Below are 15091 nucleotides of genomic sequence, written 5' to 3'. Positions count from 1 at the left end.
CAAGACCACCCGCGCAATCCGCGATCAGCCCGAACGAACCCTCCCGCTCCTGGGCATCACCAACCCGGACGCTCAGGGAACTTGATCAAGCCCTGGTGGGGCGTGGATTCCCGGCATTGAAGTGGCAAGGCCGTGTGGTTCAAGTGTCGTAGTGGCGGGCCGGGTGCAGAGAATTCCGGCACGTTCGAACGGGTCGTCGAGCACAGTCTTCGGATGGACTGAAAACGGGAATTCCTCCAGTGTTCGAGGCTAACCTGGAACCGCGGCCGCAGAAGGTGGAGCGGTGGCCGCGAGAGGTGGGGGAGATGTTCGGGTGGACAACCTTCGACGTGACTTCGCTGCTTCCCGTCGACTGGGACACGCGTATCGCGGAGATCGTCCGAACGCGTCAGATCGACAGAGTCATTGCGCCTCCCCACTCCACGTCTCGGGAAGGGAGTGGACCCGCGGAGCTGTGCACCAGTACGGTGCGCGGGGCAGAGGTCTGGGGCGCGTTGCCCTGGGTCGTCGACCTCTATCGCGGCCGGTTCAGGGAGCTGGGAGAGCGCTTTGCACGGCGTCCGGTGCTCGCGGCGGCGGACCGTCGTTACGCCGTGGTGCTCAACGTCCAGCAGCTTGGTGGCGACAGGAGCGAATGTCATGTCGACACGAATCCGATCGCGGGGCTGCTCTACGCGACCAGCCATCAGCCCGGTGCCGGCGGTGAACTGGTCATAGCGAATGACATCCAGGCGCGGGGTGTGGCCGAAGTGGATCGCGACTGCTCGGTGATCTACCCGCAAAAAGGGCATCTCGTGTTCTTCGACGGCCGGGCATATCCGCATTATGTGCGTGCCGTGACGGGGGGTGCCACGCGTGTCGTCGTGGCAATGAACTACTACACCGAGGATTGTCCGGAGAGCGAGCGGCCGGGCGATCTGGACGATTATCTCTACGGCACGCCTGTCGTTGGTTGACCGGCTTCGGCCGAGCGGATCAGCCGTCCGGACAGTTCTCGAATGAAGGGGACGTGTTCGGCGTCCGGCGCCGCCGAGCATCGGATCAGGAGGTCGAGGTAGGACTGGATCCGCTCTTTCACTTCGGGCGAGACCATAGTGGGGCGCCGGTGCAGGATCGAGGTCAGCTCGCGCAGGTCGAAGACGATCTCGGAGAAGGCGTGCCTGGCCAGCAGTCGTTGAATGAGCCGGAGGGTCATGGCCCGGTTGCGCGACTGCGCGGAACCGTCCTCATCGAGGGTCTCGATCTCGTCGGTGACGGCGAGGAACAGAGCGATGCGCAGGTCCTGCAGCGCCAGTTGAGTGCGAGTGTTCTCCAAGTCCCTTTGCTGCTCGATGTTCTGATTGCTCAACTCATTGATCAGCCTGTTCACATCCCGCATGTTCTGCTCGACCTCGTCCCGCTTGCGGTCCACCACGGTGGCGACGTAGAGGGAGTAGCCGGAAATCAGCGTGGCCACGATACTGAAGACCGCCATGGCCAGGTCCGACCCGCCGGCCTTCGACTGGGTGAACTGGACGACCAGGGTGTACACGGCGGGGGCGGTAAGCGTGATGCCGAAGGCGGCGTAGACGGAGAGCAGGAGCCGGGGGACCGGGCGTCCGCGCGTCGAATTCCACAGCACGGCTGTGGCGAGCAACGACGCCAGCCAGAGGAACGTGTACCAGGCCTGGCTTCCCGCCAGCCAGGTGAAGTCGTAGGGCGGCTCTGGCGTCGGGGCGGCGGCTGCAACGTCAAGCTTCGGCACGCAGCATCTCCTCAAGTACCTCTACGAGTTGCTGGGGACTCGTCTCGTACTTGTCGAACGCCGGCCGACCGTGCCACGGGCGCGCTTCCTCCATGGCGACGAACGAGTCGGCCACCGCCGACAGATATATGAACGGTATTCGGCGGGTTCCGTTCCGGGCGCTGAGATACATGCCCAGTACCTGGCCGGCATTGAGATCCTGTACGCCCAGCCGGTAACCGGCATGGTTTCCACGGAAGATGGCGGCATAGGTCTCCAGCGCTTCGGGGACCGGATCAGGCAGGCTCATGTGCAGGTCGAGCACCGCTGCGTCGATCTGATCGTGCGACTCGAGCAGCGCACACGCCTGGCGCAATGAGTTGCAGTGTCGCAGCTGCGCTCCCGCCCGCCTGATAGCTGCGAAGAAGTACCGGTTGATGTCGAATCTGTCGTCGATGAAGGCGACCGTCTTACCGGCCAGCGGAGTAAGGGGTGTGGACATCTACTCGTCCCCATGCGAGTCGCATGGCCACATGATGCTGACCAGAACCTGGTCGGCCTCGTTGGAGATGGAGATCCTTCCGCCGACCTCCTTCGTCCACTGGTGCGCGATGGACAACCCGAGGTGCATGCCCTCTGAGGGATTCTGCGCATCCTTGTAGAACGGCTCGAAGCCGTGATCGAGCTGAGACTGCGGGATCTGCCCCGGGTTGCGCACCGCGATCTCCGTGAAGCTCTTCTTGCGCGTCAGGGAGACCGTAATGCGCGAATCGCCCGCCATGGATGAACTGTCATAGTGCTTGACGCTGTTGCTCAGGACATTGCGCATGGTGTTCGTGAAAGCCTCGCGTGTGCCAAGCAGCCGGGTGTGACTGAGGCGACCCGAGGCGTCCGGCAGCTGGAGCGCGAAGTCGGCGTCGAGCTGGGTGGCGGCGTAGGCGAATTCGTCGATGACCTCGCGTACGGTGTTGAGCAGGTCGAAGCCGCCTCGGCGGGCGAAGTCCTGCGGATTGCCCGTGCGGAGATCCGGTTGGAAGCCGGCCTGGAATGACAGGAAGTTGTCCGACAGCAGACGCAGACTGCCCACTGACCGCTCGATGTCCCGGAACTCATCGGTCTGGGACAACGCCGGATTGTCCGCCGCCAGCTGCCACAACGCCTGGCGCAAGGGCACCAGTTCGCTGCGGATCTCGTGTGCGAAGGTGCGGCCCCACAATGCCAGCTGGCGTGAGTTGAGCTCGGTTATGTGCTCCAGGAAGGCCTCGAGGGTGCGCAGGGGGGCGTGGTCGGGTCCCTCGCGTTTGGCGCGGTAGTAGGCGTCGGTGTGCTGCAGGAACCTACTGGGAGTGAGGTCCACTGCGATTTCCGCCTGGAACAACTCGCCCTGGAAGTCCACCCGAAAGGCATTGGTGAGCAACGCGACGGGATTGCCTTCCCGGTCTCGGTCGATCGCGATGCAGTTCACTGCCGGAACGGTCAGGGGGACGCCGGCGATGATCCGGTCCGCGTCCTCCTTGGCCTGGTCCTTCTGGGGCTCGTCCACGAACAGGTCGAGGAAGCTGGTACCGATGGCTTCCTCTTTGGTGTAGCCGTAGATGCGGCTCGCTGCCGCGTTCCAGAGGACGATCTCGTAGCCGCCGTCGTGTCCACGTGACATCCAGAAACTCACAGGAACCTGGTCGAGCAGGGCATGGATCAGTTCTGCGCCCTGTTCCGACATGCCCTGAGTACCGACATCTTCCGCCACCGCACCCCCACTTGCGCCTGTTTGGCACCTACGGTTGCTTCGTCAGCTTGTATTCGAATTCCGCCACCGGGTCGGCGCCTGTATATCCACCATCCACAGTGAGTACCGTGCCGTTTACAAAACTTGCCTGGTCGGAAAGGAGGAAAGTTACCGCGGCGGCCACCTCGGTCGGCTGGCCCGGACGTCCCAGAGGTGTGATGGCGCACGATTCCTTGTTGACTGCTTCCTGTAGGGCGCCGTCGATCCAGCCGGCAGCGACGGCGTTGGCCCTGATGTCCCGGGGCATCGTATTGGCCCAGGATTTCGTCAGGTTGTGAATGGCAGCCTTCGATGCGGCGTAGGCGGAGGCACCGTACGAGCCGACGAAGGCCTCGGTGCTGGTCACCGTCACGATCGCTCCGCCGTCTGCGAGGTGTGGACTCAGCTCCCGCACAAGGTAATTGGGTGCCGTCAGGTTGACGGCTACGCTTCTGTCCCACTCGTCGTGGTCGAAGCCGTCCGGGTCTTCGAGTGAGAAGTACGACTCCGCATTGACGAGTGCGTGGATCTTTGGGTGGATATTGGCCAGGAACTCGTCCAGGGCTCCGCGGCTCCACAGATCGACTTCGTGCAGCTCACACTCCACACCGAGGTCTTCGCCGAGCCGCTTTGCGCGGTCGCGATCGTCTCCTGTGTACGTGCCGATCACCCGGTAGCCATCCTTGAGCAGGCGACGAGTGATCGCCTCGCCGATTCCCTGGGCTGCCGCGCCGGTGACCACTACCGTCGGTCGACTGTTCATCGCATCTCCGCTGGGAGGGCCGGACTTAGGGGCTGAGCGAGCTTGACGGCGGAGCTCACCGAGGGTGCCCCCGTCCTGCACTCGACTCAGATTAGCGCGAATTGGGGGAGCCTTGGCACTCAACTGGCCGGGGAAGTAGGCCAATTGATCAATCATTTCGGAGATCTCAGTGCGAAGGTTGGAATCGGAGTAAAATCCTCCAACTGCCTCCTCATCTCCCACTGCGTTCATCAACGCCCTCGACAGGGGATGCCGGATTCGCGGGCTCAGGGATCCGCAACCACTGCCGAGTGCCGCGTACGAGTACGAGTACGGCCATCCCCTGACTCCACGCAAGACCACGGTGGGGTGGGAGGTTTCGGCGCTGCTGCGCTCCGAGGCGGTCGCTCACGCGATCATCGATGGTGACTTCATGGGACAGGTGCATCCGGCTCCAGAGGGGGACCCGCCCGCGAGCGGCTGGTGGGACGAGAACTTGGCTCAGAGCTGGAGCAGGAGCTGGAGCTGGAAGGAAGTGTCCGCAAGGCGCGGCTCCTGGATCAGCGGGCCCCCGCGGAGACCGTGCGAGTGGCGACGGACGGACGGCTTGTCGTTGACATCGCGCGTGAGGTAGCGGCTCCCACCGGTTGGGTCGGCCCTCACTTCGCCCGCAGATCATGATCGTGTTGATGGGCTGGTCCGGGAACCGGCACGGCCACGGGTGATCCTCAGTGTGTGAAGACAGAAGATCAGTCGGTGACCGCAGGCCACAGCATGGATCCTGCCCATTGGCAGGACATGTTCGAGTCCCTGATGGGCCGCGTCGCTCCGCGGTTCGCGCGGGTGGAACCGCGGCGCCGGGCAAGGGGGTTCGTCGTTGTCCTGTTGTCGACCACTCGATCCTGGCGAAGGACGGAGCGCCGGACCACCGCGTCCCGGTCGGCCTCGGCTGACCTACTCCCGCCCCGACGCCACCACCGCCAGCACCCCCACCGCCACGGCCGCGACCAGCAGCGGTAGGGCGAGACCGTGGTGGAGCACCAGCCACGCGCCCAGGCAGGCCCCGGCCGCCATCGCGACGACCGACGCCGAACGGCGCGGTGAACGGCTGCCCGAGCCGCCGCCGGCGCGGGAGTCGGCGGCCAGCCCGGTCAGGGTCATCGTCAGGACCGTCGTCGTGGTGAGGCCGGGAATCTCGAGCGTGCGGACCGTCGCGTTGCGCAGGCCCATCGCGATGGCCGTGAGGACGATCACGGCGTAGACGGTGCCGGTCGCGTGCGGGGCGAGGAAGGCCGTCAGCGCCGAGGCGCCCACCAGGAGTGCCTCGGCCGCCAGGAGCAGACGGGCCCTTGTGCGGCGTGAGCCCTCCGACCGCCACCGAGAGGCCCGGCCGCCGGCGACCGCGCCGAGCAGGAAGCAGGCCAGCGAGGTCGCCGTGTGCGGGACGGAGAAGCCGGGGGCTCCGGCCGCCGCGAAGCCCAGCACCACGACATTGCCGGTCATGTTCGCCGTGAAGACGTGCCCGAGGCCCAGATAACTGACGGCGTCGATCAGCCCGCTGACCACCGTCAGCCCCAACAGCACGGCCACCAGCCGCAGTCCGCGTGTCTCGTATTCGCTCTCGCTCATGGTGGACTCAAGTCCACCACGGATGCGGGGGAGTCTCGGATGCCGACGCGAAGCACGCTTCCGTGGCGTCGGCGACAGGGGGACGTGGGCCACTTCGGGTCGTTCGCCGTGTCGGCGCCGGAGGTGGTGCGGTGGTTCGGCGAGGTCAGCTCACGGCCTTCTGTATGAGGGCGGTGATCGCGGCCTCGTTGTCAGGGGTGAGGGCGGTCAGGGCGAAGGCGGTCGGCCACATGGTGCCGTCGTCGAGGGTGGCCGGGTCGTTGAAGCCGAGGGTGGAGTAGCGGGCCTTGAACTTGCTCGCGGGCTGGAAGAAGCAGACGATCTTGCCGTCCTTGGCGTACGCCGGCATGCCGTACCAGGTCTTCGGCGTGAGGTCGGGCGCGGTGGCCTTGACGATGGCGTGGATCCCCTCGGCGAGGACACGCTCGGCCTCCGTCATCTCGGCGATCTTCGCCAGCACCTCGGCCTCCGTGTCGACCTTGGCCCTGCCGCGGCGCGTGGCCGACTTCAGCTCCTTGGCGCGTTCCTTCATGGCGTCGCGCTCCTCGGCGGTGAAGCCGTCGTACTTCTCGTCCTTCTTGGCGGTCGCCTTCGTGGCCATGGCAGGTCTCCTCCGTCGCTCGCGAGGCCTTCTCGCTGCCATTTCATGCTAGGGAGCGCCACTGACCGTGGCTTCTCCGAAACTGACCGATGGCGAGGGCACGGCAGAAGGGCGCCTCCCGTGCTCGGTGGCGTGGGAGGCGCCCTTTGATGTTCCGGCCGTGCATCAGTACCAGCCGTTCGCCTGCCAGAAGGCCCAGGCGCCGGTCGGGCTGCCGTAGCGGGACTTCATGTAGTCCAGGCCCCACTTGATCTGGGTCTTGGCGTTGGTCTTCCAGTCCGAGCCGGCGGAGGCCATCTTCGAGCCCGGCAGGGCCTGGACCAGGCCGTACGCGCCGGAGGAGGAGTTGGTGGCGGTGACGTTCCAGCCGCTCTCATGCTCGACGATCTTGCTGAAGGCGTTGTACTGCGCCGTGTTCGGGATCATCTGCTTCGCTATCGCCCTGGCCTCGGTGGCCGAGTCGGCGGTCGCGGCGTGAGCGGGCACCGCGGTCAGCACCATGCCGGCGGTGGCGGCAGCCACGGCGGCGCTGGCGAGGGCCTTCTTCGGGGACGCGATGCGGCGGACGATGCGGGAGATGGTCACGAGGAGCCTTTGCTTCGGAGACAGGTCTGTCGCGTGCACGTCTCCGGGAGACCGGGGACATGCGTCGGCGCCGAGGCCCAAGGGGCAGGTCGGCGCCGTGCGACGTCGTCCAGACAAACAGGCTCGCCAGGCGTCCGCAATGACCCCTTTTACTAGTTGTGGTCGCATCTATGGCGATCGATACCTGTGTGACCTGGCTCTCAAAGTGCAGGTCAGGCCCCATTGTGACGTGGGCATGGCGTCCGATTTGCACTACTAGGATGGATAGTGAGTGACGTGGGTCATGTGGGACGGTTCACCGCTCAACGAGGCTCGCATGTGACGGCGCTCTCGAACGTCGCCCGGCGAGTGGCTCTGCGTAGCGCCTTGAGTACGGCCGGGCCGCGGCGTGCGGCACGAGGGTGCGGCCCGCCGTACGCGACCGCGAACTCCGTCGACGGCAGGGCGCCTCGCCCCAGCCCCAGGGGCGGACCGAGGGTGATCGGCGCCGTGCGGATGGCGTTCATCGTGCTGTTCCCGCTCCCTCGTAGCTGCCCTCGCCCGACGTGCCCGAATATCTCCCCTCCGTCCCGCGCAGACATGGAGTTGAGCGCATCTCGTCGAAATGTGCCGCGAACTGCCCAATTCCCGGGATCTTTCTGTCGTGCTTGGCGGTCTGGCATAGGTGCCCGATCCGGCACGGCCAGACTGGTCGCCGTGCCTCGCAAGACGGACGTCCGCGGACCGGGAAACCTGCCGCCCGACCCCCGTGACCTCATTGGCCGTGACGATGAACTCGCCTGGTTGGCCGGGGAGTTGACCGACGGCAGCGGTCGGCTGCTGACCCTCCTCGGGGTCGGCGGGGTCGGCAAGACACGGCTCGCGCTCCGGGCGGCCGAGGAGGCGCGCCAGGCCTATCCCGACGGCGTCTGGGTGGTGGAACTGTCCTGGCTGCGCGCCCAGGGCCAGCTTCCGCTCGCCGTCATGGAGGCGGTACGGCTCGCCGACCAGTCGACCGGCTCGGCGACCGAGGCGCTGTCCGTCTGGGCACAGGAAAAACGGCTGCTGCTCGTCCTCGACTCCTGCGAACACCTGCTGGCGGACTGCGCGGCCCTCGCGGCCGACCTGCTCTCCGCGGCGCCGGGACTGCGGATCCTCGCCACCAGCCGGGAACGGCTGGGGCTGGTGGGGGAGCGGCTACTGGCGGTGAACCCGCTGCCGGTGGCCGAGGAGGGCGTACCCTCCGATGCCGAACTCTCCGACGCCGAGGCCCTGTTCGTCCGCCGCGCCGCCACCGTCGACTCCGGCTTCACGCTCGACGACGGCTCCCGCCGCCGGGTCGCCGCCGTCTGCCGGGCTCTCGACGGCATCCCCCTCGCCATCGAACTCGCCGCCGCACGTCTGGCGTCGTACCCCCTCGGCACGCTCCACGAACACCTCACCGACCGCCTGCGCTCCCGCTTCGACCTCCTCGCGACGGACCAGCGCGGCGAGGGCCTGCCCCGCCACTGGACCCTGCGCACCACCATCGGCTGGAGCCACGAGCTGTGCGCCCCGCTGGAACGGCTGCTGTGGGCCCGGCTGTCGGTCTTCGCCGGTACGTTCACCAGGAGCGCCGCCACCTGGGTCTGCGCCGGCGGCCCACTGCCCGCCGACCGGGTCGCGGACGTGCTGCTGCGGCTGCACGAACAGTCGATCGTGCTACGGCACCCGGCCGACCCGGACCGCTTCCGACTGCTGGACACCGTGCGGGAGTACGGCGCGGAGTGGCTGCGCGGGCTGGGCGAGGAGGAGGACGTACGGCGGCGGCACCGGGAGCACTACCGGCGGTTCGCGCGGGAGGCGTGCTCCGACTGGAACAGCAGCCGTCAAGTGGCGTGGTGCGAGCGGGTCTTCGCCGAGCAGGCGAATCTGCGGGCGGCGGTGGAGTGCGCGCTGCAGGAGCCGGGCGGGCGGGTGGCGCTGGAGATGGCGGGGAGCGTCGGGTTCCTGTGGCGGAACTGCGGTATGCCACGGGACGCCCAGTGGTGCCTCGACCGGGTGCTGGCGGTGGAGCACGAGCCGGGGCCGGAGCTCGTGCTGGCGTTGTGGGCGCGGGGAGCGGTGGCGATGAACCAGGGCGACCTCGATGTGATGCGGGGCTGGGGGATGCAGTGCGCCGAGGCCGCGCGCGAGTTCGGCGATCCCGGCATGATCCGGGCGTCGGCCTACCTCACGGGCGGGTACCTGGCCCTCGTCGGCCGGCTGCCCGAGGCGGTCGACGTCCTGGTGGCGGATCCGCCGCCGCCCGTCGGGATGGACTGGCGGGGAGCCGCCCTGGTCATGAACAGCCTCGGGGTGGCCTACAGCCATCTGTACGCGGGCGACCACGACAAGGCCCGCGCGGCGGCCCGGGCGACCCTGGCGAGCAGTGAGCGCTGCGGTGAACGCTGGGCGAGAGCCTTCGCCGACGCCATGATCGGCCAGTTGGACGCCGTGCGGGGCGACACCGAAGCGGCCCGCCGCAACTGCCGGGCCGCGCTGGCCGGGCATCGGCTGCTGCACAACACGCTCGGCCTGGCCTTCACCCTCGACGTCCTGGCCGAGGCCGAGGCGGCGGGCGGGGACGGCCGGTTCGCCGCCCGGGTGCAGGGCGTCGGCCAGCGGATCTGGGAACTCCTCGGCCGCGCCCAGATGGACTCCCCGCAGCAGATCGCCGCCCGCCGCGCCCGCGAACGCACCCTCCGCGACCGCCTCGGCGACCGGGCCTACGAGCAGGCCTACGCGGACGGCGCGGCGATGTCGTACGACGAAGGCCTCGACTACGCGCTCAACCCGGATGCCCCAGGTGCCCCCGGCGCCTGAGGCGTGGGCCCGCCGAACGGCAGATGCAGCACCCGGCGCGAGAGCAGCCAACTCCCGTCGTCGGCACGGCGGAACGCGTCCTCGTAGTGTCCGACCTGCACCGGCGCACCGGCCGGGACGATGCCGCCGTTCCACCCGTCGACGCGGTAGGTCGTGAAGTACGAGGTGGCTGTGGCGGCCTCCGCGGAGACGACGCCGACCAGGACGTTCGACATGACGCGGCGCGAGAGCCGGTCGGCGGGCCGGGAGCCGAAATACCGCCGCAGTGCGGCCCGCCCCGAGATCAGCCGCTCACCCGCCGGCCACTCCCACCGCCCGTCCTCGGTGAACAACTCGGCGACGGAGCCCGGCTCCCCGAGGTCCAGCCGACGGACGAAGTCCAGGATCAGACGCTCACAGGCACGTTCGGCGAGAAGCTGCTGCACGGGGTCCAGCTGTATGGGGTTCATAGGACTTGGTACCAGGGGTGGATCAAGAGGACGAGCGAATTAACCGGTTGGGCGGATTGCATCACTCACACCGCCACGTACGTCACCGGATCGCTCCCCGCCACCGCCTCCGCCCGCCCCAGCTTCACCAGCCGCCGCAGATGCGCCTCCGCCTCCGACACGGCGATGTTCCGTGATCCGTAAGGGATTTGGTCCCAGGGCCGGTTCCACTCCATGCGCTCGGCGAGCTGCCACGGGGTGAGCGGCTCGACCAGCAACGCCTGGAGCCCCGTGAGGCGTTCCTCGTGGTGGGCGAGCAACTCCCGTACCCGCTCGGCGGCGTTGGTGAACACGTACTGGTGGGCGGGGAGCACCTCGGCGGGGGCGAGGCGGCCGACGCGTTCGAGGGAGTCGAGGTAGTCGCCGAGGGGGTCGGTGATGGTGGCGTCGTCGGGGTCCTCGTACAGCCCGATGTGCGGAGTGATCTCGGGGAGAAGGTGATCACCGCTGAACAGTCGTCCGTGGCCCGGGAGTTGGCTCGGATGCTCCTCCTCCAGATGCAGACACACATGCCCCGGGGTGTGACCGGGCGTCCAGATCGCGCGCAGCCGCCGCCCCGGGAGGTCGAGGAGCTCGCCGGGGACGATCTCACGGTCGGGCAGGGCGGGGGAGAAGCCCGGCAGGGTGGTGCGGGGAGCGGCGTCGCGCAGGGGTGCCACATGCCCTTCCGGGGCCCCGGCGGCGGTGAGCTTGTCGGTCATGTACGCGAACCAGCGCCCGGGCCGGGTCTCCCGGGTCCGCCGCACGATCGCCGTGTCGGCGGCATGCATCGCGATCCACGCCCCGGACGCCTCACGCACCTTGCCCGACAGGCCATGGTGGTCGGGGTGATGGTGGGTGATGACGACGCCGTGCACCTCGGCGACGGAGATCCCGCAGCCGGCCAGCCCCTCGACCAGCTCGGACCAGGAGCCGGGATCGTCCCATCCCGTGTCGACCAGCACCGGCCCACGATCGGTGTCGACGACATACACCAGGGTGTGGCCGAGGGGGTTGTCGGGAATGGGCACCCGCACGGACCGTACGCCCCCACCATGATCGAACGCCTTCACCATCTGCCCTCCGCTCCACGGCCACCGCCCACTATAACTAGAACCGGTTTCACGTTGGGGCGGGGCCGCGGAAGCCGCGGTGGTCCCGGCCCCCGCGTCCCGTCGACGGTCGCCTCACGTCGCTCATGGCGTCCGGACTCAACGGCCAAGATCGATCGCGGGGCGGCCCATTAGTGTCGGGGTATGACGCCATCCCTCGCCGGCAGTGCCTTCGACTTGCTCCGCCTCGACGCCGTGCCCGACCAGGAGGCGCTGCGCCGGGTCTACGAACTCCCCGGAGACGCGGCCGTGCGCAAGCAGATGACCGAACTCACCGAGCAGACCCGGCGGTTGATCGGGTGCTCATCGCTGGTCCTGGTCGCCAGCGCGGACGCCCAGGGAAACTGTGACGTTTCCCCACGCGGCGGCCCCGCCGGGTTCGTCGCCGTCCTGGACGCACGGACGGTGGCGATACCGGACGCGACCGGCAACAAGCGTCTGGACACCCTGCAGAATGTCGTCGCCACCGGACGGGCCGGGCTGCTGTTCGTCATCCCGGGGCGCACCACGACGCTCAGGGTGAACGGCCGGGCCTGCGTCTCCACCCGCCCGGAACTGCTGTCGCAGCTGACCGCCGTGGGCAAGCCGCCGGCCAGTGCGCTGGTGCTGGGGATCGAGGAGGTCTACCCGCACTGCCCCAAGTCGCTCCTGCGCGGCGGGGCCTGGAAGCCGGAGCAGTGGCTGCCGGCGGACGCCCAGCCGACCTCGGCCGAGGTGACGCTGGCCCAGCTGCGGATGCCGGAGCTGACGATCTCCGACATCGAGCAGGCGGAGGCGGACTCGCTGAAGTACCGGTACGAGTGACGGGACCAGGTGAAGCACTGCCGTAGAAGTGACCGCACAACCATGGGCCTGCGGCAGCCGCGGGAAGAACCCGCTGGTAGGCGCCTAACTGGCGCTAGCTCTGGCCTAGTTTGACTAGAACTGGTATCAGTTTCTGAAACACCGTCAGAAACGAGGGCAGTGGTGATGGCCGAGCTCGTGGAACACGGACAGCTGTTCATCGGCGGGGAACTGACCGATCCCCTGGGCAGGGACGTCATCGAGGTGATCTCGCCGCACACCGAGGAGGTCATCGGGCGGGTGCCGCATGCCTCGCGGGAGGACGTCGACCGGGCGGTGGGGGTCGCGCGGCGGGCGTTCGACGAGGGGCCCTGGCCGCGGATGTCGTTGGACGAGCGGATCGAGGTGGTCACCCGGATCAAGGACGCGATCGCCGTACGGCACGAGGAGATCGCCCGCGTGATCTCGTCCGAGAACGGGTCACCGTACTCCTGGAGCGTCCTCGCGCAGGCGCTCGGCGCGATGATGGTGTGGGACGCGGCGATCACGGTCGCGCGGAACTTCACGTACGAGGAGACGCGCGACGGAGTCCTCGGGAAGATCCTGGTGCGGCGGGAGCCGGTCGGGGTCGTGGCGGCCGTAGTCCCTTGGAACGTCCCGCAGTTCGTCGCCGCCGCCAAGCTCGCGCCCGCGCTGCTCACCGGCTGCACGGTGGTGCTGAAGCCGTCCCCCGAGTCCCCGCTGGACGCCTACATCCTGGCTGACATCACGCGCGAGGCCGGGCTGCCGGAGGGTGTGCTGTCGATCCTGCCGGCCGACCGGGAGGTGAGTGAGTATCTGGTCGGGCATCCCGGTATCGACAAGGTCGCCTTCACGGGGTCCGTCGCCGCCGGGAAGCGGGTCATGGAGGTGGCGTCGAGGAATCTGACGCGTGTGACGCTGGAGCTGGGTGGCAAGTCGGCGGCCGTCGTGCTGCCGGACGCCGACGTCGCGACCTCCGTCGCCGGGATCGTCCCTGCGGCCTGGATGAACAACGGCCAGGCCTGTGTGGCCCAGACCCGCATCCTGCTGCCTCGCTCGCGCTACGACGAGTTCGCCGAGGCCTTCGCAGCGGCGGCGAGCGCGCTGGTGGTCGGCGACCCGCTGGACGCGGCGACCCAGGTCGGCCCCTTGGTGGCCAAGCGCCAGCAGCAGCGCAACCTCGACTACATCCGCATCGGTCAGGAGGAGGGCGCGAAGATCCTCACGGGGGGTGGACGCCCGCCGGGGCTGGACCGGGGATGGTACGTCGAGCCCACCCTCTTCGGCGATGTCGACAACTCCATGCGGATCGCGCGGGAGGAGATCTTCGGGCCGGTCATCTGCCTGCTTCCCTATGGCGACGAGTCCGAGGCGCTGAAGATCGCGAACGACTCGGACTACGGGCTCAGCGGCAGCGTGTGGACGGCGGACGTGGCGCATGGGATCGAGGTCGCGAGGCAGGTGCGCACGGGGACGTACTCCGTCAACACCTTCAGTCTCGACATGCTGGGACCGTTCGGCGGCTACAAGAACTCGGGTCTCGGGCGGGAGTTCGGGCCAGAGGGGTACGGCGAGTATCTGGAGCACAAGATGATCCATCTGCCGGCCGGCTGGGAGGGCTGAGCGGCCATGGGCGACCGCTGGCACATCGAGGTCGACCGGTCCGTCTGCATCGGCTCGGCCCAGTGCGTCCACCGCGCCACCGGGGCCTTCCGCCTCGACTCCGCCATGCAGTCCCATCCCGTCGAGCCCGAGACCGACGCCAACGAACGCATCCTGGAGGCGGCCGAGAACTGCCCGGTGGAGGCGATCGTGATCACCCTGCTGGGGAGCGGGGAGCCGGTGTTTCCGCCGGAGGAGTAGGGACGCCGGAAGGATCCGAAAGAATCTTCACTTCGGGGGGTTATGTCTTCCTTCTGGTGTTCTATTCTGGTATTGGCCTACGAGGCGAGTGAGGGAGTTCGACCGGAGTAGCCGACATGGGCGTGACGCTTGGGCATCCGCCGGTGCCGACGTCGACGGTCGGGCTGAGAGGCCGGAAGGCAGCAGTCGGGCCGGACGGCGACCCCCAGAACCTGATCCGGACCATGCCGGCGAAGGGAACCCGTCTCGTAGGTTCTCCGCGTCCTGGGCGGCTGGACTCAGCGCGGCTGGTCCGTCAGGTCGATCAGGCGGCACACCGTCTCGATGTCGATCTTCACCTGGGCGATGGAGGCACGGCCCGAGAGCCAGGTGATCAGGGCCGAGTGCCAGGTGTGCTCGATGACGCGGACCGCGGAGAGCTGGTCGGGGGTGGGGTCGGCCAGGCCCATCGCGTCCAGGATGATCACCGTCGTCTGACGCGAGACCTGGTCGACCTCCGGCGAGACGCTGCGGTCGGCGAAGGTGAGGGCACGGACCATCGCGTCGGCCAGATGCGGCTCGCGCTGCAGTGCGCGGAAGGCCCGCATCAGGGTCTCGGCGACCCGCTCGGCGGCCGTCTCGCCCTGCGGCGGCTTCTTCCGCAGCGTGCCGTGCATGTGCTCCAACTGGTCCTGCATCGTGGCGACCAGCAGATGCACCTTGGACGGGAAGTAGCGGTAGAGCGTGCCCAGCGCCACCTGCGAGGACTCGGCGACCTCCCGCATCTGCACCGCGTCGAAACCGCCCCGGCTGGCCAGCTGGGCGCTCGCGTGCAGGATGCGGCGACGGCGCGCCTCCTGCCGCTCCGTGAGGGGCGGGGAGGACGTCCGAGCGGTGGCGTCGAGCTTGGCTTCCGCAGGCATGGGTCCCGTTCCGTGACAGTCGGTGAGGGCCGGGGCGGGCCCTGGTGATCGACCGAGCATGGCAGGGCGTCCGCC

At 68.2% G+C, this 15091-nt stretch carries 15 protein-coding genes and 1 pseudogene; 6 read left to right on the top strand and 10 right to left on the bottom strand.

The annotated features are described in order from the left end of the window. The first annotated feature begins 305 nt into the window (after positions 1 to 305). Positions 306 to 956, top strand: coding sequence for a 2OG-Fe(II) oxygenase (locus ACWC09_RS28410; RefSeq protein WP_450853661.1), 651 nt, complete (start codon positions 306 to 308; stop codon positions 954 to 956). On the opposite strand, the gene ACWC09_RS28405 is transcribed toward ACWC09_RS28410, so the two are convergent. The 4 genes from ACWC09_RS28405 to ACWC09_RS28390 are packed head-to-tail and all read right to left on the bottom strand — an operon-like array spanning position 932 to position 4251. Continuing rightward, positions 932 to 1744: a hypothetical protein gene (locus ACWC09_RS28405; RefSeq protein WP_450853660.1), complete on the bottom strand. Its 813-nt coding sequence runs from the start codon at positions 1742 to 1744 to the stop codon at positions 932 to 934. The genes ACWC09_RS28410 and ACWC09_RS28405 overlap by 25 nt on opposite strands. Beyond that, positions 1731 to 2225, bottom strand: a complete 495-nt coding sequence (locus ACWC09_RS28400; protein ID WP_450853658.1) for a hypothetical protein — start codon at positions 2223 to 2225, stop codon at positions 1731 to 1733. The genes ACWC09_RS28405 and ACWC09_RS28400 overlap by 14 nt, the downstream gene beginning before the upstream one ends. Further along, a complete protein-coding gene (locus ACWC09_RS28395) occupies positions 2226 to 3470 on the bottom strand; it encodes an ATP-binding protein (RefSeq protein ID WP_450853656.1) in 1245 nt (414 codons plus the stop codon). 28 nt (positions 3471 to 3498) lie between these two features. Continuing rightward, complete coding sequence (locus tag ACWC09_RS28390) at positions 3499 to 4251, bottom strand: SDR family NAD(P)-dependent oxidoreductase (RefSeq protein ID WP_450853654.1); 753 nt, start codon at positions 4249 to 4251, stop codon at positions 3499 to 3501. 283 nt (positions 4252 to 4534) lie between these two features. On the opposite strand from ACWC09_RS28390, the pseudogene ACWC09_RS28385 reads away from it, so the two are divergent. Beyond that, positions 4535 to 4911, top strand: a pseudogene (locus ACWC09_RS28385) (hypothetical protein). Positions 4912 to 5184: 273 nt separating this feature from the next. On the opposite strand, the gene ACWC09_RS28380 reads toward ACWC09_RS28385, so the two are convergent. The 3 genes from ACWC09_RS28380 to ACWC09_RS28370 all read right to left on the bottom strand — a co-directional run bounded on the left by ACWC09_RS28380 (position 5185) and on the right by ACWC09_RS28370 (position 7045). Then, the gene (locus ACWC09_RS28380; protein WP_450853652.1) at positions 5185 to 5859 is read right to left on the bottom strand and encodes a YoaK family protein; all 675 of its coding nucleotides are present in this window, start codon (positions 5857 to 5859) and stop codon (positions 5185 to 5187) included. A gap of 145 nt (positions 5860 to 6004) precedes the next feature. Further along, positions 6005 to 6460 carry an iron chaperone gene (locus ACWC09_RS28375; RefSeq protein ID WP_450853650.1) on the bottom strand — a complete coding sequence of 152 codons (456 nt, stop codon included), beginning with the start codon at positions 6458 to 6460 and terminating at the stop codon, positions 6005 to 6007. A 165-nt stretch (positions 6461 to 6625) separates the two neighbouring features. Then, positions 6626 to 7045 carry an aggregation-promoting factor C-terminal-like domain-containing protein gene (locus tag ACWC09_RS28370; protein ID WP_450853648.1) on the bottom strand — a complete coding sequence of 140 codons (420 nt, stop codon included), beginning with the start codon at positions 7043 to 7045 and terminating at the stop codon, positions 6626 to 6628. A gap of 696 nt (positions 7046 to 7741) precedes the next feature. On the opposite strand from ACWC09_RS28370, the gene ACWC09_RS28365 reads away from it, so the two are divergent. Then, on the top strand, positions 7742 to 9868 hold the full coding sequence (locus tag ACWC09_RS28365) for an ATP-binding protein (RefSeq protein ID WP_450853646.1): 2127 nt from the start codon (positions 7742 to 7744) through the stop codon (positions 9866 to 9868). Here ACWC09_RS28365 and ACWC09_RS28360 read toward each other — a convergent pair. Next, complete coding sequence (locus ACWC09_RS28360) at positions 9826 to 10317, bottom strand: nuclear transport factor 2 family protein (protein ID WP_450853644.1); 492 nt, start codon at positions 10315 to 10317, stop codon at positions 9826 to 9828. The two genes, ACWC09_RS28365 and ACWC09_RS28360, sit on opposite strands and share 43 nt — an antisense overlap. Positions 10318 to 10382: 65 nt before the next feature. Then, positions 10383 to 11411, bottom strand: a complete 1029-nt coding sequence (locus ACWC09_RS28355) for an MBL fold metallo-hydrolase (RefSeq protein WP_450853642.1) — start codon at positions 11409 to 11411, stop codon at positions 10383 to 10385. A gap of 180 nt (positions 11412 to 11591) precedes the next feature. On the opposite strand from ACWC09_RS28355, the gene ACWC09_RS28350 reads away from it, so the two are divergent. From ACWC09_RS28350 to ACWC09_RS28340, 3 genes are all read left to right on the top strand, one after another. Beyond that, the gene (locus ACWC09_RS28350; protein WP_450853640.1) at positions 11592 to 12251 is read left to right on the top strand and encodes an MSMEG_1061 family FMN-dependent PPOX-type flavoprotein; all 660 of its coding nucleotides are present in this window, start codon (positions 11592 to 11594) and stop codon (positions 12249 to 12251) included. Between the two features lie 165 nt (positions 12252 to 12416). After that, complete coding sequence (locus tag ACWC09_RS28345) at positions 12417 to 13874, top strand: aldehyde dehydrogenase (protein ID WP_450853638.1); 1458 nt, start codon at positions 12417 to 12419, stop codon at positions 13872 to 13874. A gap of 6 nt (positions 13875 to 13880) precedes the next feature. After that, a complete protein-coding gene (locus tag ACWC09_RS28340; RefSeq protein WP_450853636.1) occupies positions 13881 to 14114 on the top strand; it encodes a ferredoxin in 234 nt (77 codons plus the stop codon). A 278-nt stretch (positions 14115 to 14392) separates the two neighbouring features. Here the strand turns inward: ACWC09_RS28340 and ACWC09_RS28335 are convergent, their stop codons facing one another. Next, positions 14393 to 15016, bottom strand: coding sequence for a TetR family transcriptional regulator (locus ACWC09_RS28335; RefSeq protein ID WP_450853634.1), 624 nt, complete (start codon positions 15014 to 15016; stop codon positions 14393 to 14395). Positions 15017 to 15091: the final 75 nt, after the last annotated feature.

The sequence above is a fragment of the Streptomyces sp. NPDC001617 genome (assembly GCF_053596855.1).
This window is presented reverse-complemented; position numbering and strand designations above follow the sequence as displayed.